This is a genomic window from Pseudorhodoplanes sp. (assembly GCF_035565855.1).
In the GTDB taxonomy this organism is placed as follows: domain Bacteria; phylum Pseudomonadota; class Alphaproteobacteria; order Rhizobiales; family Xanthobacteraceae; genus Pseudorhodoplanes.
This window is the reverse complement of record NZ_DATMRX010000372.1, coordinates 1-18766: the sequence shown is the minus strand read 5'-3', so window position 1 is coordinate 18766 and position 18766 is coordinate 1. Positions and strand designations below refer to the sequence as shown.

At 63.8% G+C, this 18766-nt stretch carries 19 protein-coding genes and 1 pseudogene; 8 read left to right on the top strand and 12 right to left on the bottom strand.

The features are described from left to right. Window positions 1-432 (bottom strand): metal ABC transporter solute-binding protein, Zn/Mn family (locus VN004_RS21815; protein WP_325614279.1); only part of this gene is annotated, 432 nt, incomplete at its 3' end. A 97-nt stretch (window positions 433-529) separates the two neighbouring features. On the opposite strand from VN004_RS21815, the gene VN004_RS21810 reads away from it, so the two are divergent. Next, window positions 530-949 carry an META domain-containing protein gene (locus VN004_RS21810; RefSeq protein ID WP_325614278.1) on the top strand — a complete coding sequence of 140 codons (420 nt, stop codon included), beginning with the start codon at window positions 530-532 and terminating at the stop codon, window positions 947-949. A 33-nt stretch (window positions 950-982) separates the two neighbouring features. Here VN004_RS21810 and VN004_RS21805 read toward each other — a convergent pair whose 3' ends face one another. From VN004_RS21805 to groES, 3 genes are all read right to left on the bottom strand, one after another. After that, window positions 983-2152 (bottom strand): hypothetical protein, encoded by a 1170-nt coding sequence (locus tag VN004_RS21805; protein WP_325614277.1) that lies wholly within the window; start codon window positions 2150-2152, stop codon window positions 983-985. A 114-nt stretch (window positions 2153-2266) separates the two neighbouring features. Continuing rightward, complete coding sequence (gene groL, locus VN004_RS21800; RefSeq protein ID WP_325614276.1) at window positions 2267-3910, bottom strand: chaperonin GroEL; 1644 nt, start codon at window positions 3908-3910, stop codon at window positions 2267-2269. 136 nt (window positions 3911-4046) lie between these two features. Beyond that, on the bottom strand, window positions 4047-4343 hold the full coding sequence (gene groES, locus VN004_RS21795) for a co-chaperone GroES (RefSeq protein WP_325614275.1): 297 nt from the start codon (window positions 4341-4343) through the stop codon (window positions 4047-4049). 340 nt (window positions 4344-4683) lie between these two features. Between groES and VN004_RS21790 the strand changes: the two genes are divergently transcribed. Both VN004_RS21790 and VN004_RS21785 read left to right on the top strand, forming a co-directional pair. Beyond that, entirely contained in the window at window positions 4684-5178 is a 495-nt protein-coding gene (locus tag VN004_RS21790) for a hypothetical protein (RefSeq protein WP_325614274.1), read from the top strand. A gap of 146 nt (window positions 5179-5324) precedes the next feature. Next, window positions 5325-6518: an MFS transporter gene (locus tag VN004_RS21785; protein WP_325614273.1), complete on the top strand. Its 1194-nt coding sequence runs from the start codon at window positions 5325-5327 to the stop codon at window positions 6516-6518. Between the two features lie 3 nt (window positions 6519-6521). On the opposite strand, the gene VN004_RS21780 is transcribed toward VN004_RS21785, so the two are convergent. Together VN004_RS21780 and VN004_RS21775 are read right to left on the bottom strand one after the other, a co-directional pair. Beyond that, entirely contained in the window at window positions 6522-8270 is a 1749-nt protein-coding gene (locus VN004_RS21780; RefSeq protein ID WP_325614272.1) for an adenylate/guanylate cyclase domain-containing protein, read from the bottom strand. Window positions 8271-8373: 103 nt separating this feature from the next. Then, on the bottom strand, window positions 8374-9087 hold the full coding sequence (locus VN004_RS21775; RefSeq protein WP_325614271.1) for a protein phosphatase CheZ: 714 nt from the start codon (window positions 9085-9087) through the stop codon (window positions 8374-8376). Window positions 9088-9367: 280 nt separating this feature from the next. Between VN004_RS21775 and VN004_RS21770 the strand changes: the two genes are divergently transcribed. After that, window positions 9368-10102 (top strand): L,D-transpeptidase, encoded by a 735-nt coding sequence (locus VN004_RS21770; RefSeq protein ID WP_325614270.1) that lies wholly within the window; start codon window positions 9368-9370, stop codon window positions 10100-10102. 138 nt (window positions 10103-10240) lie between these two features. On the opposite strand, the gene VN004_RS21765 is transcribed toward VN004_RS21770, so the two are convergent. From VN004_RS21765 to VN004_RS21755, 3 genes are all read right to left on the bottom strand, one after another. Next, the gene (locus tag VN004_RS21765; RefSeq protein ID WP_325614269.1) at window positions 10241-10999 is read right to left on the bottom strand and encodes a DUF2076 domain-containing protein; all 759 of its coding nucleotides are present in this window, start codon (window positions 10997-10999) and stop codon (window positions 10241-10243) included. 70 nt (window positions 11000-11069) lie between these two features. Next, window positions 11070-11906 carry a ChbG/HpnK family deacetylase gene (locus tag VN004_RS21760; RefSeq protein WP_325614268.1) on the bottom strand — a complete coding sequence of 279 codons (837 nt, stop codon included), beginning with the start codon at window positions 11904-11906 and terminating at the stop codon, window positions 11070-11072. A gap of 3 nt (window positions 11907-11909) precedes the next feature. Further along, window positions 11910-12965: a glycosyltransferase family 2 protein gene (locus tag VN004_RS21755; RefSeq protein WP_414710383.1), complete on the bottom strand. Its 1056-nt coding sequence runs from the start codon at window positions 12963-12965 to the stop codon at window positions 11910-11912. A 112-nt stretch (window positions 12966-13077) separates the two neighbouring features. Here VN004_RS21755 and VN004_RS21750 point away from each other — a divergent pair, with 112 nt between their 5' ends. Beyond that, on the top strand, window positions 13078-13545 hold the full coding sequence (locus tag VN004_RS21750) for a GtrA family protein (protein WP_325614266.1): 468 nt from the start codon (window positions 13078-13080) through the stop codon (window positions 13543-13545). Window positions 13546-13615: 70 nt separating this feature from the next. On the opposite strand, the gene hisG is transcribed toward VN004_RS21750, so the two are convergent. Together hisG and VN004_RS21740 are read right to left on the bottom strand one after the other, a co-directional pair. Next, window positions 13616-14587, bottom strand: coding sequence for an ATP phosphoribosyltransferase (hisG, locus tag VN004_RS21745; protein ID WP_325614265.1), 972 nt, complete (start codon window positions 14585-14587; stop codon window positions 13616-13618). After that, window positions 14584-15735 carry an ATP phosphoribosyltransferase regulatory subunit gene (locus VN004_RS21740; protein WP_325614264.1) on the bottom strand — a complete coding sequence of 384 codons (1152 nt, stop codon included), beginning with the start codon at window positions 15733-15735 and terminating at the stop codon, window positions 14584-14586. Before VN004_RS21740 ends, hisG begins: the two co-directional genes overlap by 4 nt. A 189-nt stretch (window positions 15736-15924) precedes the next feature. Here VN004_RS21740 and VN004_RS21735 point away from each other — a divergent pair, with 189 nt between their 5' ends. After that, entirely contained in the window at window positions 15925-16389 is a 465-nt protein-coding gene (locus VN004_RS21735; RefSeq protein WP_325614263.1) for a nuclear transport factor 2 family protein, read from the top strand. Beyond that, a complete protein-coding gene (locus tag VN004_RS21730; protein WP_325614262.1) occupies window positions 16386-16901 on the top strand; it encodes a nuclear transport factor 2 family protein in 516 nt (171 codons plus the stop codon). The genes VN004_RS21735 and VN004_RS21730 overlap by 4 nt, the downstream gene beginning before the upstream one ends. A gap of 30 nt (window positions 16902-16931) precedes the next feature. Here the strand turns inward: VN004_RS21730 and hisS are convergent, their stop codons facing one another. After that, entirely contained in the window at window positions 16932-18407 is a 1476-nt protein-coding gene (gene hisS / locus VN004_RS21725) for a histidine--tRNA ligase (RefSeq protein ID WP_325614261.1), read from the bottom strand. Between the two features lie 132 nt (window positions 18408-18539). Between hisS and VN004_RS21720 the strand changes: the two are divergent. Beyond that, window positions 18540-18766: pseudogene (locus VN004_RS21720) on the top strand (aspartate aminotransferase family protein); the annotation flags it as partial.

The window sequence follows — 18766 nt, the reverse complement described above, 5'->3', positions numbered from 1 at the left end:
CAGGGTTGCAGCGCCGCGCTGCGAGCGGCGGTTTCGCGCGGCAAAGCCGGCTGTCACCAGCGTCGGATCGATGGCGGCCACCGCCACCGACGCGTCGACATGCCCCTTCTCGCCGCGCTCAATGCCGGTGCGGCCGTTCTTCTGGGCCGAGCGTGCCAGCAGCTTGTCAAACCATCCGTCGATCGCAGGGCCGGCGCGGACCACGACGCGCGCGCCTTTGAGCACCGAGGTTTCCTGCAGCCGCGGCTGGTAGCGCTCCGGGCGCTCGCCGGCCGGGACAAGGCTCGTCACGATGACACGTTCCGCACCCACCGCCTTGGCGAGAGCCCGCAGATCGCCTGTGGTGGTCACAATGCGCAGCCGTTCCTGCTGAGCCGGGGCTGTGGATACGAGGGCCGTGAGCGCCACGAAGGCCAGAATCAATCGTGTCATGTCGTTGTCCGTTTCGGCCCGGCATTATAGTTTGCCGGCCGCTGCTAATCCACGCCTTGCCGAAATTTCATCTTCCCACATCCGTCTCGGAGAATGCATGGTCCTTGCACCATTTCGCACCGCAGTCCTTGCTTTGGCTTTGCTGGCGTCAGCGTTCGGTTTGTCGCTGACCGGGCCTGCGGTGGCGCAAAAGCCATTTCCTTACGGTGCGGAATTGCGGCTCGACGCAAATCCGATGAAGGGATCGAAGCGGTTACCCTGGCTGCAATTTTCCGAGAACGGGTCGGTGGAGATCGATCTGTGGTGCGCGAGCGGTCAGGGCAACGCCGTGATCGTTGATCGCAGCATCACCATCGTACCCACCGGCCTTCGCAACAACCAATGCTCACAGCAGCAGCTCGAAGCCGACAAGGATCTTCTGACGAAGCTGATGCAGGTCACCGCCTGGCGCTGGGACGGATTCCTGCTGGTCCTCGAAGGGCCGGATATTCTGCGCTGGCGCCCGGCCTCCAATTAGCGTGATGCCAGCCGTGTCCGGTGATGCCGGACGCTACTTCGTCCAGTCCTCCTTGTCGGCGTCCCAGATCTGGCCCTTCAGTTCCGCGGCCAGCGCCGCCTGCAGCTTTTCGATGCCGGCGGGCTCGGCGGCGGCCTCGTCGCTCTGGCTTGAGGCGATTGTCAGACGCGGCCCGGATCCATCGTCCTGAAGCTCGCTCTCGGATTGGCCGATGCGGATCACCAGCGTGTCCTTCGCGCCCGGCTTCTCGCCACTGACCACGAAGGGGATGCCGATCACTTCGGTCAATCCGAGTGCCGGGATCGTGATGTCCGGCCGTTTGACGGTGATCGCAAGCTCGCCGGTCACGTCATCCCATTCCGTCGCGTCAGGCTTGGCCGAGAACACCTTGGCAGCGACAGCGGCGATGGCAGCGCCGAGCTTCTCGCGCTCGAGTTTCCCGGCGCTGTCGCGGAAAGCACCCGCCGGAATTCGCACGGCACGGGTGAGGTCGACGCCGCCGCTGGTCCATCCGGCCTTGGTCACGCCCGGAAGCGCCTTGGCCTTGCCGAGAACATCAAGCGCACGTTCCGGATCGACATCGATCTGCACGTCGACATGACCGCGCCGCAACGCTTCGCAACTCGGTGAGATGCTGTAGGCCTGAACTTTTACATTCTCGGGGCGCAAAGCCTTGAGAAAATCGATCAGCGCGGCGCGCGCTATGCGGATCGCAAGCGTGCCCGGCGTCACCTCGCGAAATTCCGCGGGATTGTCCACGATCGATTCTTCGACCGCGGTCTGCTCCTCGAATTCCTTGGCGCTCATGTCGGCGAGATCGTCCGAGGACGCGTTGAGAGTCTGATCGCCGAGCTTTACCGTGCCCTCGAGGGAAAAACTGTTGCCGGTCGCCGAGCGCTTGAGATCGACCGATACCGGCCGCTTGCCTTCCTGGGTTTGGCCCGAACCGACCAGCCGGTTGCCTTGCGGCTTCAGCGCGATGACGAAGCGGTCGCGCAACGGAGAGCCAGGCGAGATCGCGTGACACACGTCGAGCTCCGCCGAGACCACCTTGTTGCCTTGGCGCGTTTCTTTCAGGAAGGCATCGGTTTCGATGTCGCCGAGCAGTCCGTACACGCCATTGAAGTAGCGGACGTTGCTCTGTGCGGCCGCCGCAAATCCGCTGCACAACAGAAAGAGTGCTGCTACCGACAACACGCGCATCGTCAAGCCTCCGCCAATCCGTATGCGAACATGCTAGCACGCCGGCCGACACGGCACAGAAAAAAGGCGCGGCTTGCGCCGCGCCTTGATTCACGAAGACGTGGAAGCGGTGGATCAGAAGCCCATGCCGCCCATGCCGCCCATGCCGCCGCCACCCGGCATCGGAGGCGCCGGCTCTTTCGGAAGCTCGGCGACCATCGCCTCGGTGGTGATCAGGAGACCGGCGACCGACGCCGCATCCTGCAACGCCGTGCGCACCACCTTCACCGGATCGATGATGCCCTTCTCGACCAGATCGACATAATCCTCGTTCTGCGCATCGAAGCCGAAGGTCTCGACCTTGTTGTCCAGGATCTTGCCGACCACGATCGAGCCTTCGACGCCGGCATTCTCGGCGATCTGCCGGATCGGAGCCTCAAGCGCCTTCAGGACGATATTGATGCCGGCCTGAATGTCCGAATTCTCGTTGTTCAGACGGCCGATCGCCTTCTTGGCGCGCAGCAGCGCCGTTCCGCCGCCCGGCACGATGCCTTCCTCGACCGCGGCGCGGGTGGCGTTCAGCGCGTCCTCGACGCGATCCTTCTTCTCCTTCACCTCGATCTCGGTCGCACCGCCGACGCGGATGATCGCAACGCCGCCGGCGAGCTTCGCCAGCCGTTCCTGCAGCTTCTCCTTGTCGTAGTCGGAGGTGGTTTCCTCGATCTGTGCCTTGATCTGGGCGACGCGGGCCTCGATGTCGGCTTTCTTGCCGGCGCCTTTGACGATCGTGGTCTTTTCCTTCTCCATGATCACCTTCTTGGCGCGGCCGAGCATGTTCAGCGTGACATTCTCGAGCTTCATGCCGAGATCATCGGAGATCAGCTGCCCGCCGGTCAGGATCGCGATGTCCTCCAGCATGGCCTTGCGGCGATCGCCGAAGCCCGGCGCCTTCACCGCCGCCACCTTCAGGCCGCCGCGCAGGCGGTTCACGACCAGCGTCGCAAGCGCTTCGCCCTCGACGTCTTCCGCGATGATGACCAGCGGACGACCAGACTGCACCACCGCTTCCAGCAGCGGCAGCATGGCCTGCAGGCCGGACAGCTTCTTCTCGTGCAGGAGGATATAGGCGTCCTCGAGCTCGGCGATCATCTTGTCGGCGTTGGTGACGAAATAGGGCGACAGATAGCCGCGGTCGAACTGCATGCCTTCGACGATCTCTACTTCGGTATCGAGCGCCTTGGCTTCCTCGACGGTGATCACACCCTCGTTGCCGACCTTCTGCATCGCCTGCGCGATCATCTTGCCGATGGTGTTGTCGCCGTTGGCCGAAATGGTGCCGACCTGGGCAACCTCGGCGGACGAAGCCACCGGCTTCGCGCGCTTCTCGAGGTCCTTCACAACGGAGGCGACCGCGAGATCGACGCCGCGCTTGAGGTCCATCGGATTCATGCCGGCTGCGACGGACTTCGCGCCCTCGCGCACGATCGCCTGCGCCAGTACGGTGGCGGTGGTGGTGCCGTCGCCGGCGCGGTCGTTGGTCTTCGACGCGACCTCGCGCACCATCTGGGCGCCCATATTCTCGAACTTGTCTTCGAGCTCGATTTCCTTCGCGACCGTCACACCGTCCTTGGTGATGCGCGGGGCGCCGAACGACTTGTCGATTACGACGTTGCGGCCTTTCGGGCCGAGCGTGACCTTCACCGCGTTGGCGAGGATATCGACGCCGCGCAGCATGCGCTCGCGGGCATCACTGGAAAATCGTACGTCCTTGGCAGCCATTTAATTGCTCCGTTGTCTGCGGGCCTCATCCTCAGGAGCCCGCGCAGCGGGCGTCTCGAAGAGAGAGATGCGTGATCGTGGTCTCATCCTTCGAGGCGCGCCTTCGGCACTCCTCAGTACAAGGATCGCGGGGTGATCAGCCGACCACGCCCATGATGTCGGACTCCTTCATGATCAGGAGTTCTTCGCCGTCCAGCTTGACTTCGGTGCCGGACCACTTTCCGAACAGAACGCGGTCGCCGGCCTTCACGTCCAGCGGGACGAGCTTGCCGCTTTCGTCGCGTCCGCCGGGTCCGGTCGCGATGACTTCGCCTTCCTGCGGCTTCTCCTTGGCGGTGTCCGGGATGATGATGCCGCCTTTGGTCTTCTCGTCGGCTTGGATGCGGCGCACGACCACGCGGTCATGCAAGGGGCGGAATTTGGTCTTGGCCATGATTTCCTCGCGGGCTTGGGACTGCAGGCCTGAAAAAGTGCTTATGCTGCAGTTACTTGGCACTCCCTTGAAATGAGTGCCAGCGGCCAGCGTGATAGGAGGCGAACGCCCCCGGTGTCAAGCGCCATGGCACGGCCAGGGGTGCGTGATGGCCCTCAGGAAGGCCGTCATCCGGCGCTTTTCAATTAAGACCGGGTTTACGGAGCCGGGTCATCTTCGTATCAATCTTCCCGGATCGCGCTCTCCTCAATCGAACCAAGCAAAAGCTTGCGCCGGAGCGATCTTGACAGCAAAGTGACAGAGCGAGGGGCCGGGGACCTCTCGCGAACGAGGTCGAGCTATGTTTTTTGTACGGCTTCGCCTGCCGATCAAGTCGATCATGGGGTTCGCTGCTGCGCTCGCCGTGGCAGGTTGTGCGGGTTCCGGGAATACGCCCACCACAACGGCACCGGTTGCTGCGGAAATTCCGCCAGCCATCAAGTCTCAGGAAATCACCGGCCGATGGGGCCTGGCGGCTTTTCATAATCCGCAGGACCTGAAGCGCACGGAAGCCGCGGCGCGGAACGGCTGCCGGCAGCCTTACAATATCGGCATGGGGCCCAATGGCGGCGTCATCATGCACATGCCGGACAAGGCCCAGCCGGAGGAGCTGCGTCTGAAGGGCGGACCCGGCAACAAGACCTATATCGGGCCGGCCGGCGAGCCCGCCGGGGGGATGCAGGACCGCGAAATCACCTCGTTCGATGGCCGCACCATGACAGTCCGCTTCCTCGATCCTGAGGTGGCCGGTCGCTACGGCACCCAGGTCTTCGTCCGCTGCGCGCCGCGCGCCTGATTTCGGCCGATCGTCCAGACACCCTCTGACGGCCGACAACGGCCGCGCGCGTTTCTGCGCGCCCCGGAGCGGCGCTGCAATGCGCCGCCAGCAGTCCGCATCGCGAAAGCGATGTGCTAGCGTGCCGGGGTCCTGCCGGCGCCAACATGTCCCGAATTCGCGAATTTCTGTTAGGTCCGTGGCGCGCCGTCCTGGTGCTCGGCGTCACGCAAATCCTGGCCTGGGGCATTCTGTTCTATCCACCGGTTCTGATGATGCCGCTGATAGCGGCCGATCGCGGCTGGTCGCTGTCATTCGCAATGGCAGGGTTTTCGCTGGGGCTGGTCGTGGCCGGCTCGACGGCGCCGACCATAGGCGGCTGGATCGATCGTTTCGGCGGCCATGTGGTGATGGCGGCCGGATCTCTGGTCGGAGCCTGCGGCGTGGCGCTGCTGGCCGTTGCCGCGCATCCGGCCGCCTATCTCGCGGTCTGGGTGATCCTCGGCGTTGCGATCGCGGCCAACCTCTACGATCCGGCCTTCGCGACGCTTGGCCGGATCTTCGGTGTGAACGCGCGCCGTCCGATCACCTATCTGACGCTCGCCGGAGGCTTTGCCTCGACGGTGAGCTGGCCGGCGACACAGCTTTCGCTCACCTACACCGACTGGCGCGGGACTTATCTGCTGTTCGCCGCGGTGCTGGCCTTTGTGTCAGCGCCGCTCCATGCCTTCGCGCTGCCGCGTACGCGCGCTGCGCCGCCTCCTGCGCCTGAGGGCAACGCGACAGCATCGCCTGTTTATATGCCGGCGAGCGGGCTGACATTCCTCCTCGTCGCCGGAGCCTTCGCGGCTTACGCCTTCGTACCGTCAGGTCTTGCGGCGCATCTGATCGCCATGTTCGGCCGAGCCGGAATCGATCCGGCGACCGCAGTTACAATCGGCGCGCTGTTCGGCCCCTCCCAGGTCGCCGCGCGGATCTGCGAACTGGCCTTTGGCGGACGCGCCCATCCGCTCAACCTCGCCCGCTTTGCCGTGGCATTGGTGCTGGCCGGTTTTGCGCTGATCATTGCCTTCGGATTCACGCTCCCGGCTGCAATCGCCTTCGCAATCATGTTCGGCGCGGCCAATGGTCTCCTGACGATCGCCCGGGGCGCGGTGCCGCTCGCGCTGTTCGGTCCAACCGGATACGGGCGCGTCCTGGGCCGCATCGCCAAGCCGTTCCAGCTGATGCAGGCCGTAGCGCCGGTCGCGCTTGCCTTTGTCGTCGAGCGGAACGGCGATGGGACCGCGATTGTCGTCACTGCGGCCTTCTGCGTGGTGTCGCTGATATGCCTCTTCGCGATCCGGCGGCGTAAGGCCTGATCGCTAGCGAATGTCGTCCGGGACGGCGTTCAGAGCATAGAAGGCCACCTGCTCCATGCGTCCCTTGACCGGCGCCTGATGCAATGTGTGTGCTTCGAGATTGATACCCGCCGCGACGGCCGCAGCCTGCGACAGGATCAGCACGCAATCATAGTCCTTGGTCAGCCCCTCGAGCCGCGCGGTGGTGTTCACCGTGTCGCCGATCGCCGTGATGATCTGCGAACCGGGAGGACCCATCGCACCGACGATCGCTTCGCCGAAATGGATACCGACGCCGATCCGCAGCGGCTCCTTCAGATCGGCTTTCAGCTTGGCGTTGACCCTGCCGAGTCGCATCAGCACTTCGCGCGCGCCGCGCAGCGCCTGCATTGCGCTGGTCCGCGGATCTGCGGTGTCGAGGCCGTAGATCGCCATCAGCCCGTCGCCGGTGAAGTTGGAATAATGTCCCCCGGTCGCCGTCAGCGCCTTGCTCATCTCGTCAAAAAACTGGTTGAGGATGAACAGCACGTCGTAGGGCATGCGCGCTTCGCCGAGCGTCGTCGAACCACGCAGGTCTATGAACATCACCGTGACCTGACGCTCGCTGCCCTCACCGCCCGCCCGGATCAACCCGTAAGTCGCCGTGGCGTCGGCGGTCAGCAGGGGCAGCACGGCGATATCCTTCGTCGGGCGCAGCTGGCAGGCGAGGCGGACACCCTTATGAGCGCCGATCCGGGACAGGGCGGCCGCTTCGAGCCCGGCCGGATCGGGCAAGGCGTCCGCTCCGTCGGTGACGCGGATGCGGCACGTCGTGCAACGCGCGCGGCCTCCGCAAACCGCCGCATGCGAGATGCCATTGGCGCGCAGCGTTTCCAGTACCGTCGCTCCCGGCAGGATCGGCATCCTGCGTCCGCTGGCATGCGTGAGCCGGGGCGCGCGATGAACGGTACGCACGAGGTGACGGATTGCGCGCGCGAGAAACGGCAGCAGAAGCAGCCCGGCATAAGCGATGAAGGCGATCCGGATGTCGTGCCAGACACGGGCGATGATGTCCGGCGTGACTTTGGCCTCCTTGATCAGCTCGCGCAGGAAATCAGGATCTTCGGCCTCCCGTACGATCTGGTTTCCACCCGAAATGTAACCGGCAATCGCCAGCGTCGGGATCAGGATCGCAACAAGTCCGAGGGCGGGCTGCCATCTGGCGTACCAGCGCTTGGTGCGCAGCCAGAAATGCAGGCCGATGCAGGCATGGATCCAGACCGTCAGAATGGCGACGATATGAAGGTAAACGAATGACGGCGCGCCGAAGAGAAGGGGCGGACCGAGCCAATGGGACGCCAGCACGGAAGCATAGCTGCTTTCGGTGCCGTAGAGGTCGTCCGCAACCATCGTGCCGGTGACGTGGATGATGATCAGCGGCGGGATCAGGAGACCCAGCGCAATCTGTGCCACCTCCCAGGCCGGCATCCGCAAGTAGCGGCGGATGTAGATCGACCACAGCGCATTCAGCACATGGACGGTGAAAGCAGCGATCAGCAAAAGCACGCCGGGACCGGTCAGCCAGAACCACATCAGCACATCGAACGTCCGCTGAGCGGCCGGCACCGATCCGATCAGGGCAATATGGCTTCCGAAATGGCAAACCACGAAGGCGAACAGCACGAGGCCGCTGGTCAGCCGGGCATAGGACCGGATCATGCGCGCGACCGCGCTCAGCCGGGTGGTGCGGACCGGCTTCGGCGCATCGAACGTAGCGGGCGACAGGGCGGTCATGGCGTGAGAAGCGTCCCGGCAATGGGCCTCTTATACCACGAGGCAAACGCCTGCCTGCGCGCTCAATCGCTTCCGGAAAGGGTCACAAATGCGAGGGCGCCGCTCAGTGAAACAGCTTGTCGATATCGTCCTGAGACGAATGCCCCTCATCGCCGTCAAGCTTGGGGCCATTGATCAGGCCATCCAGATGGCCGGCCGCCGATTGCGCAGCCTCGACATTGAAGCGATCGATCACGCTCCAGATTTCCATCATGCGGGCGAGATGCTCCTCGACCATCTTGACCGTGCCCGCCACCTTGGAGAGGCGCTGACCGGTCAGGTCATGGAAATTGCAGGCCTCAAAAATTGCGGTGACGCGATCCTGGATATCCTGCGCGAGTTGTTGCTCATGACCGGCCTTGAGCGAGGCGATCAACGTCTGCGCCAGCTGGTCGATCTCTTCGGCGGATTTGAGGATGCGATCGGTCGCCTGCGCGGTATCGGCGGACACCGCTTCCAGCTCCCTGGTGATGCGGACAACGCGTGACGCATCGAAGCCCTGATCCTGCAGCGACACGATCTCGGAACGCGTCTGCTTGATCGCATCGCCGATCACGTCGAGTTCGATCTTGAGCTTGCGCATTTCGCGCGATGCATTGTCGTTCGGCGCTGGCCGCTGACCGCCTTGCAGATGCTGCTGAATGAGAGAGCGAAGGGCGCGCAGCTCGTCGATGATTTCGGGTGGGCAGCCCGCCTGATCCGCAGCGAGCGCATCGTGCGCCTCGCCGTCGGCGAGCAATGTTTCCTCGACCCTGAAAATCTTGCGCTGCACGGGCATTCTGGTCCCCTGGGGAAACGACTTAGCGCGCGCCCACTTAACGCCCGGTTCATCGGCTGTGTCTGCACTGATATTGCCGGTCGAAGGGAAGCGTTAACCACGCCCCTTCACGCAAAATAAACGCTAACTGCAGGTAAAGAGCGCATCGACGTGGTTAGCAGGTCGTTGCCGCGCCGGTGTTTACCATTCGCATCGAATTTTCTCATGTAGTCGTCCGTGCGAACGGCGCGCGATGGTGATCGTCCGATCGCGCAGTAACCACCAAGTGCGAGTAGCGTCGATGAAGCGTTATGGTTTTGCGTTTGCCGCAGCCTTGTCCGGTCTTGCGGGCGCTGCGGTCCTCTCATCACCCGCCCACGCGCAAAACATGGGTGGCGGATTTATTGAATTTCTGTTCGGCGGCGGCCAGGCAGGTGCGCAGCCGCGATACCGGGAACAACAGGCGGATCCCAACGCGCAATCTGACTATGGGCGTGCGCCGGGCTATTACCAGCCGGGCCTGTATCAACATCCGAATGCGACCCCGCCGCTCGTTTACCGAGGGCCGGATCAGGGCATGTCCCGCGCCTTCGACCCACGTTTCGCCAAGCAGGTGGTCCCTTATTCCGGCAAGGAAAAGCCGGGCACGATCATCGTCGATACGCCGCAGCGTTTTCTCTATCTCGTTCAGAACGATGGCACCGCGTTGCGGTATGGCATCGGTGTTGGCCGGCCGGGATTCACCTGGGCCGGTGTGAAAACGGTGACACGCAAGGCGGAATGGCCCGACTGGGTGCCGCCGAAGGAAATGCTCGCCCGTCGCCCTGACCTGCCGCACTACATGGCCGGAGGGCCGGAAAATCCTCTCGGCGCCCGCGCGCTTTATCTCGGCTCCTCACTGTATCGCATTCATGGATCGAACGAGCCATGGACCATCGGACAGGCGGTGTCCTCCGGCTGCATCCGCATGCGCAACGAGGACGTCGTCGATCTCTACGAGCGCGTGAAGGTCGGAACCAGGGTCATCGTTATCTGATCGCGAATGCGGCGATCAGCGGGCCGGCCATCATCCTGCGTTCGAGGGACCCCAGCCTTCGGATCGCAGGGGCCGGCCCGAGGCCATAACAAGGCCCGCCACACGGCGGGCCTTTTCCATTCGCGGGCGACACTCTCGTCAGAGATCGTAGTCCAGATCCATGTCGAAGCTGCCGTCATCGTCGGGCAGCATGCCGGCTTCATCCATTCCGCCGTGACTGTCGTCGAACAGTCCCGCGTGGTCGCTATCGCCGCCCGGCCGGCCGATGCTGTCGAGCCCGGCTTGCTTCGCAAGGTCGCCGCCTCCGGCCGCATCCCCCCACGGATTGGCGCCTGTCGTATCCTTTCCCGACAGATCGCCGAGCCCATGCGCCTTGGCCTGATCGCCGCCGAACGCGCCTTTGAGCGAGTTCATCAACAACGAACCGCCGATCACGCCCGCCGCTGCCGCGGCCGCTGTTCCGAGGAACGAGCCGCCACCGCCACCACCGCGCTGTGGCTCGGCCTGCTGATACGGAGCGCCGCCCTGCGGCTGATATTGATCTCCGGCGCGCGGGAAGCCCGGCGGGACACCCATCGGACGCTCGCCGCCGGTCGGCGGGACGGATGAGCGCGTATTGCCGCCGCCGAAGATTGCGTCGCGCATGGAATCGAGAAAGCCTCCGCCCTGCTGCGGCTGAGGCTCGGCCTGTTGCTCGAGCTCGCGAATGCGTTCATTCGCCTGCCGCAGGGCTTCCTCCTGAAGCAGCGCAATCTGAACCAGCGCGTAGATCGCGTTGGGTGCGCGGCGCAAACCGGCGCGGATGGCTTCCTCGGCGTCGGGCTCGCGCGGATTGCGCTCGAGCGTCGCAAGCCGTTCGAAAAGATCTTCGACCAGTCTGCGTTCCTGCGGGGTCATCGTTCCTCCTCCAAGCCCGCATCTTACGGGCGCTCCAAATGTAGGAAGCCGCGCGGCCGCCCGGGAGATGTCACGATAACGTGACGCGGTGGGCCTGCAGGATGTCCGGGAAGGCGTCGGCGGCGAAATAGGCATATTCGCGTTCGCGCAGTTCCGTCAGCGGATCCAGCGCCTTCAGCTCATCGTCCACGAAGCCGGGATGACACATGATGACGCCGCGGTCGGGGAGGGCGTACAGAAACTTCGGAAACAGTGCGGCGAAATCGGGGTCCGAATTGAAATCATAGGAGCCCGCAAAGCCGGGATTGAACGCGATGCCGGCCTCAAGCGCGCGCTTGCGGGCGCCCTTGCTCATGACGTCAAGCAGCATGCCCTTGCGATCGCCGATCCGGGCCGCAAGCGGAGAAACCCGACCGCATTGCCGTATCCATGCATCCGGCAGCGTCTCCCGCATGACCGACAGGACGGCGTCGCGGACCTGCGGAAACACCTGCACATGCTGGTGGCCATCCACATAATCCGGAAGAAATCCGAACAGCGTAGAGAATGCGGCAATCTGCGCGCGCAGTTCGTGCGCGATGCGGTCACGGTGCAGCCGGCCGACCAATGCGCTGCCGAGTGTGGTCGGCAGCGACAGGAAGGCGCTGTCCTGCAGCGGAGTATAAGCCTCGCTCGAAGGGCGGAACGGCGCCGTCAGCGTGAAATGGAGGCCGATCTGAAGACTGGGCCTGTCGCGCTTCAGGCTGGCCAGCGCGGTCGCCTCAGATACCGTGAGCGATGGCGCGACAACCATGGCCGAAGCCGCATTGAGACGACCGCGCGCCACAAGGTCTCGGATCGCTGCGTTGACACCCGGAGACATTCCATAGTCGTCCGCGCAGAGGACGATGCGCCGCAAGTCACTCATCGTTCAGGCTGCTGCGTTCGTCTTGCGATTGTCGAGCGTCGCCGCATCCTCGGACGCGCTCCGCGTCTGATGTTCGGCGACGAAATAGATCGGCCGGGCTTTCTGTTCCGACAGTATCTTGCCGATATACTCACCCAGAACGCCGATCATGATCAGTTGCACGCCGCCGAGCACCATGAGACCGACAACGAGCGAGGGATAGCCGGGCACCGATTTGCCGTAGATCAGCGTCTCGTAAAGGATCGCCATGCCGAATATCAGCGCGCCGGTCGCAAGCAGAAGCCCGAGCAGGCTTGCGACGCGCAGCGGCGCGACCGAGAACGACGTCAGCCCCTCGATCGACAGACCGATCAACGAGCCGAAATTCCAGCTCGTGCGCCCATGGCTGCGCTCCGCCGGTTCGTAATCGACGCGCAATTGCCGAAAGCCGATCCAGCTTGCCAGGCCCTTGAAGAACCGGTTGCGCTCCGGCAATCGCTTGAGCGCATCGGCGGCCCGCGGCGAAAGCAGACGGAAGTCGCCGGCATCTTCGGGAATCTTGTGACGCGAACGGAAGTTGATCAGCGCGTAAAAGATCTTCACGCCGGTGCGCCGCAGAAACGATTCCTGATCGCGATGCGCCTTGGCTGTATAGATGACGTCATAGCCGTCATCGAGCCAGTGTCCGACCAAACGCTCGATCAGGAGCGGGGGGTGCTGGCCATCGCCGTCCATGAACAACAACGCGTCGTGACGCGCATGTTGCATTCCGGCGGTCAGCGCGGCTTCCTTGCCGAAATTGCGGGACAGCGACAATGTTTGCACATCGAGGCCGATCGCAGGCAGTGCGCTCGCGACCGCGTAGGTGTTGTCGCGCGAGCCGTCATCCACATAGACCACTTCGACTTTCAGGCCGCGCTTCTTGCGCAGGGCCTGAGCCACCTCGCACAGGCGCGCGTGAAAGGCCGGCAGGTTGTCGGCTTCATTAAAGCATGGCACCACGATCGAGAGGCGTGGTCCCGCCTCGCCGTGTCCGGCCGCTTCTTGATGATGAGCGTCTTGTTCTGATCTCATAGGCATGTCGCGCCATTCCGGCTTGCGCGGCTGGTCCCCAGCATATACTCGCAAGCGCGGAATCTTGCATGAGCTTTTGTTCAGAAAACGCCGATCTTTCAGAAAGTTAACGAAGGCGATGCGAGACAGGACAGATCATCAGGACCTGCCGAAAAGTCTGCCAGCGCGGATCGTGGCGGCTTTGCGGCGACAGGCGCTGATGCTGAAGGCGATGAGCTTTGCCTCGGTCGGCGCGGTCAATACCCTCGTCGATCTCGGAATTTTCCTTCTGGCCCTGAGATATCTGACCTCTTCGCTGGTGGTGGCCAATGTCTTGGCCTGGACTGTCGCGGTTGGCGGCTCCTATGTGATGAACACCTTCATCACCTTTGCCGCCGAGTCCGGACGGCGCATGACGCTTCGGGCCTACCTGACATTCGTGGCCTCACAAGTGCTCGGATTGATCGCAGCGACCACGACATTGGTGCTGGCGGCGATGATCCTGCCGGTGCTTTACGCAAAGCTGCTCGGCATCATCGCGAGCTTCATCGTCAATTTCTCGATTTCTCACCTGGTCGTCTTCCGGAAGGCAGGCGACCGGGACTAGCGCGTCTCGACAGCGCTTTCAGGTGTCGCCATTCGCGCGCGGCGGCTCGGCCGCGCGGTAATGCACTCTGTCAGAGTCCCGCTTTCAGCGTCTCGAACAGCGGGTTGTCCTGCGTGAAGACGTAGTGGATGTCGCTGACCGAAATCGCGCTTGCTCCGTTCTCTCTCAGGAAATCGGCGAGTGCGAAAACCTGCGCGGGCGGACAATGCAATGTCAGCATGCCGGACGAGGTCGGGCCGCCGAATGGCGATACCACCCCGAAGCGTTCGCGCGCCTGTTCCAGCAGCGCTTCGTCGCAGCCCTTGAAGCGCGTGCGCATTTCGCGGAACTCCTGCGCGCGCGCCTGGCTGGCCAGGCGGTCGAGGATCCGGCGCGTCGTATCCAGAGCCTCGGCATGCCAGTCCGCGCCGCGCGATGCGACCAGATTGGCCTGGGAGCGCAGCATGACGCCGTCGTCGATCACCTTGAGTGCATTGGCGGCAAGGGTGTTGCCGGTCGTGGTGATATCGACGATCAGTTCCGCAGTGCCCGCCGCCGGCGCACCTTCCGTTGCGCCGAGGCTCTCTACGATTCGATAGTCGGAGATGCCGTGCTGGCCGAAAAAGCTGCGGGTGAGGTTCACGTATTTGGTCGCAACCCGCATCTTGCGGTTATGCTTCAGCCGGAACGCGGTCGCTACATCGTCGAGATCGGCCATTGTGCGGACGTCGATCCAGGCCTGCGGCACGGCGACCACGACATTGGCGTGACCGAAGCCGAGACCGTCCAGCATGATGACCCGCGCGTCGGCATCGGGCATCATCTCACGCACGAGATCCTCGCCGGTGACACCGAGATGGACCGCGCCTTGCGCGAGCTGCGCGGTGATCTCCGACGCCGAGAGATAGGCGATCTCGACGCCGTCCATACCCTCGATCGCGCCGCGATAGTCGCGGGCGCCGCGGGGCTTGACGAGACGCAAGCCCGCACGGGCGAAGAAATTCTCCGCATTTTCCTGCAGCCGGCCCTTGGCCGGCACCGCGATGATCAGCGGCCCGCTCATGACGCGCCTCCTGCGAGCCGCTCGATCCACACCGAGAAGCCGACGGCGGGGATCGGCTCCGGCGCGCCGAGCCGGGTCAACAGATCATCATAGCGGCCGCCTGCGACCAGCGGTTCCTCGCCGGTGCCGTCGCGCAATTCGAAGACAAAGCCGGTGTAATAGTCCATGCCGCGCCCGAACGAGGACGAAAAGGTGATGCGCTTCAGATCGATGCCGCGCCTGGCGATCTCGGCATTGCGCGCATCGAACAGATCGAGCGTCGGGGTCAGCACGATGCCCGCATCGTGTGCGAGGCTGCGCATCGTCGCCGACGCTTCCAGCGGATCCGACGAGATCGAGAAAAAGCGCTCGATCAGCGAGCGTGTATAGGGCGGCAGCGTCGCCGATGCGTCGAGCGCGGATTGCTCGAGAAAGCGGTCGGCAATCTCACCGATCGAGCGGCCGCCGACGGCGGAAATGCCGGCGATCGAGAGCAGGTCGGTGATCAACGCATGCGCGGCCTTCGGATCGGAGCCGGTGAGCGCCGCCAGCACGCCCTGATAGTCCGGCCTGCCATTCGCGGTGGCGAGGCTCAGCCGGTCGAGATCCTGTGCGAGCGACGCCTTCCGGCTGAAATCCTTGATCAGCCGCTGCTTCCAGGCGGGCGCGAGATCGAGCGCCCTGACCATGGCGACGAACAGCCCGACATCGCCCATCCGGATGTCCGGCGTATCCATGCCGAAATGGGCCGTCGCTTCGAGCCCGAGCGCCAGCGTCTCGGCATCGGCGGCCGCCTTGTCCGAGCGGCCGAAGGATTCGATCCCCGCCTGCAGGAATTCGCCGGGCAGGGCGCCGCGGTCGCGGAAGACCGGTCCGAGATAGCAATAGCCGTGCGGCCGCCCCGCGACCTCTGACGTCAGGTAGTCGCGCGACACCGGGATGGTGAAGTCGGGCCGCAGGCACAGTTCTTCGCCGGAGCGGCCCGAGGTGAGAAACATGCGCGCGCGGATATCCTCGCCCGAGAGGTCCAGAAACGGCTCGGCGAGCTGAAGGATGCCCGGATGGGCCCGCGTATAGCCAGCCTTCTCGTAAGCCGAGACGAGGCTTTCGGCGGACGCGAGTGTCTGTGCCCGCGAGCCGGGCAGGGTGGGGGACGGCGATTGGGTCATGGCCGCGGGCCTTTAGCATGAAAGGTTTAGCGTTTCGACGCCGGTTCGCGATCCGGGACGCTTTCCTGGACGGCAGGACGCGACGCCATGAGCGTTACGGGATCGTGAACCCGGCGGGGGCCCCACGATGCGGGATGGTCACCAAAAATAAGGATTTTCTATCCATCTTTGGGACTCTTGGAGACCATCATGGGCGATAACCTGTCTCGAGCTACCGTCCAGGCCTTCTGCGAGGCGCTGGGCTCGCGCGACCCGGTGCGGCTTTCGCAACACCTGACCGACGACGTCGAATGGCACATGGTCGGCCCGGTGCATCTCCTGGTCTATTGCGGATACCGGCGCGGCAAGGCGGCCGTTGCGGACTGTATCGGGCGGCTCCTTCCCTCGATGTTTGCCGTCAGGCGCTACGAGCCGGAAGAGATCATCATCGACGGCGACACCGCCGCCATCCTCATCAACGTGACCGCGGTGCAGAAGACGACCGGCCGGACCCTGACCTATCAGACCGCGATGTTCGCGGTGTTTCAGGACGGCAAGGTGAAGTCGCTGAAAAGCGTGGCGGACACCTTCGACATGGCCGAGCAGGTGGTCGGTCATCGCATCGATGCCTATTGCACGCCCGAAGTCCCGATCGGGGATGTGATCGCATTATGAGTGGACCGGTCAGCCCCATCGCGCTTCCGAAATCGGCGGGGCGCGATCTGCCACCGTGGCTCGCGGATTTTTATCGCGGTTATGTCAATCGCGATCCGGCTCTGCTGGACGCCGTCATGCATGACGATGTGGTGTGGCGGCTGGCAGGACCCGGCGAGCAATTCGAGATGGAAACAGCGCATCGCGGCAAGGCGGCCGCGATCGAGCTCGTCACCCGGATCATTCCCTGCTTCTTCCACATCACGGGCTTTGAGTTCGAGCACCTCGTGGTGCAGGGAGATCTGGTCGCCACCTATGGCCACCTGCGCGCGCGCCAGCGCGATACCGGGCGGTCGCTCTGCTTCCGCAGCGCGCATTTCCTGCGCTTTCGCGATGGGCGACTGGTCAGCTTCCGCGGCATCGCCGATACGTTCGATATGGCCGAGCAGATGGTTGGCCACCCGATCGACGCCACCAAGCGAATCGAAACGGTCTCGATCGTGCCGGACGAGGATGCGCTGCTGACGTTGTAAGCCTGAGTCCCCCTCCGCGGGGACGGCCGCTTACGCGACGCGTGTCCGCACGCCGTGGCGCGCCAGAATCTCCTGAACCACTTTCACCAGCTGATCGCGCGGCACCTTGCGCTGCGCCTGGGCCTGCTTTTGCAGATATTCGTCCCGGCCCTTTTCCAGCTTGGACAGCTCGGCGCCGAGGACGAGGTCCTTCACCACCACCTGTTCGCCCGCCGCATCGTTCTTTTCGTCCGAGCCCTGAATCACGACGCAGGGCGCGTTGCGCTTGTCGGCATATTTCATTTGCGGATTGAACTTTCCAGAACCGAGATACATTTCGGCGCGGATGCCCGCTGCGCGAAGCTCCGCCACCATGCGCTGATAGTCTGCGATTCGGTCCTGGTCGAAAACCGTGACAACCACGGGGCCGAAACTTGGCTGTGCATCGGCTCTGTTCACAAGCGCGAGAGCCGCCGCAAGGCGCGACACACCAATGGAGAATCCGGTCGCCGGTACCGGTTCACCGCGGAAGCGCGAGACGAGACCGTCATAGCGCCCGCCGCCGCCGACCGAGCCGAAGCGCACCGGGCGCCCCTTCTCGTCTTTGGTTTCGATAAGAAGTTCAACTTCGTAGACCGGACCGGTGTAATATTCGAGGCCGCGCACGACGGAGGGGTCGATGCGGATGCGGTCGTCATCATAACCCGCAGCGCGCACCAGTTTTCCGATCTGGTCGAGTTCATCAAATCCGGCCTTGCCGGTCGCATTCAGCGAAGCCGATTGCGTGGTTGCAGCGTCCGCACGCAACAGCCCAAGCACAATCTCCGTCTGCTTTGCGTCTAGCCCGGCGCCCTTGGTGAAATCGCCGCTCTCGTCCTTGCGGCCTTCGCCGAGCAGCTTCTTCACTTCATCCAGCGAGAACTTGTCGGCCTTGTCGATCGCGCGCAACACGGTGAGCCGCTTTTCGCTGGCGATGTTCGCGGCATCCATCACCCCATCCAGCACCTTGCGGTTATTCACCTTCACCACATAGCTGCCGCGCGGGATGCCGAGCGCTTCCATCGTGTCCGCGGCCATCATGCAGATCTCGGCATCGGCGGCCATCGAGGCCGATCCCACCGTGTCCGCATCGAATTGCATGAATTGCCGGTAGCGGCCGGGCCCCGGCTTCTCGTTGCGGAACACCCAGCCCTCGCGATAGCTGCGATAGGGCTTGGGCAGCGCATCGAAATTCTCCGCGACATAGCGCGCGAGCGGCGCCGTCAGATCATAGCGCAGGCTCAGCCATTGCTCGTCGTCGTCCTGGAAGGAGAACACGCCCTCGTTCGGGCGGTCCTGATCGGGCAGGAACTTGCCGAGCGCGTCGGTATATTCGATCGCGGGCGTTTCCACCGGCTCGAAACCATAGAGTTCATAGACGGTGCGGATTTTCTCCAGCATCGCGCGTGTCGACACGATCTCGGACGGGGTCCGGTCGATGAGCCCGCGCGGCAGGCGCGCCTTGAGTTTGCTCGGTTTGTCGGTCATGTCGTCGATCAATCGTGAACAGGGCGGCTAGGTATCAGCGCCATCCCGCTTTGTCATTATCCGCGAAAGCGGATAATCCAGCGCCGAACACGCCTCTTCCGCCCGCCGAAGGGGCAGCAATCCGAGGCCATCATGAGCACCCAATCCGCCCGCAAACCTGTCGCCACTGCCGTTCCGAACGATCTCGAAGCGTTCTGGATGCCGTTCACCGCCAATCGGGCCTTCAAGGCGCGGCCGCGCATGGTCTCGCGCGCCAAGGACATGCATTACTTCACACCCGAGGGGAAATCGGTCATCGATGGCGCCGCCGGCCTGTGGTGCACCAATGTCGGCCACAACCGCGAACCGATCGTCGCAGC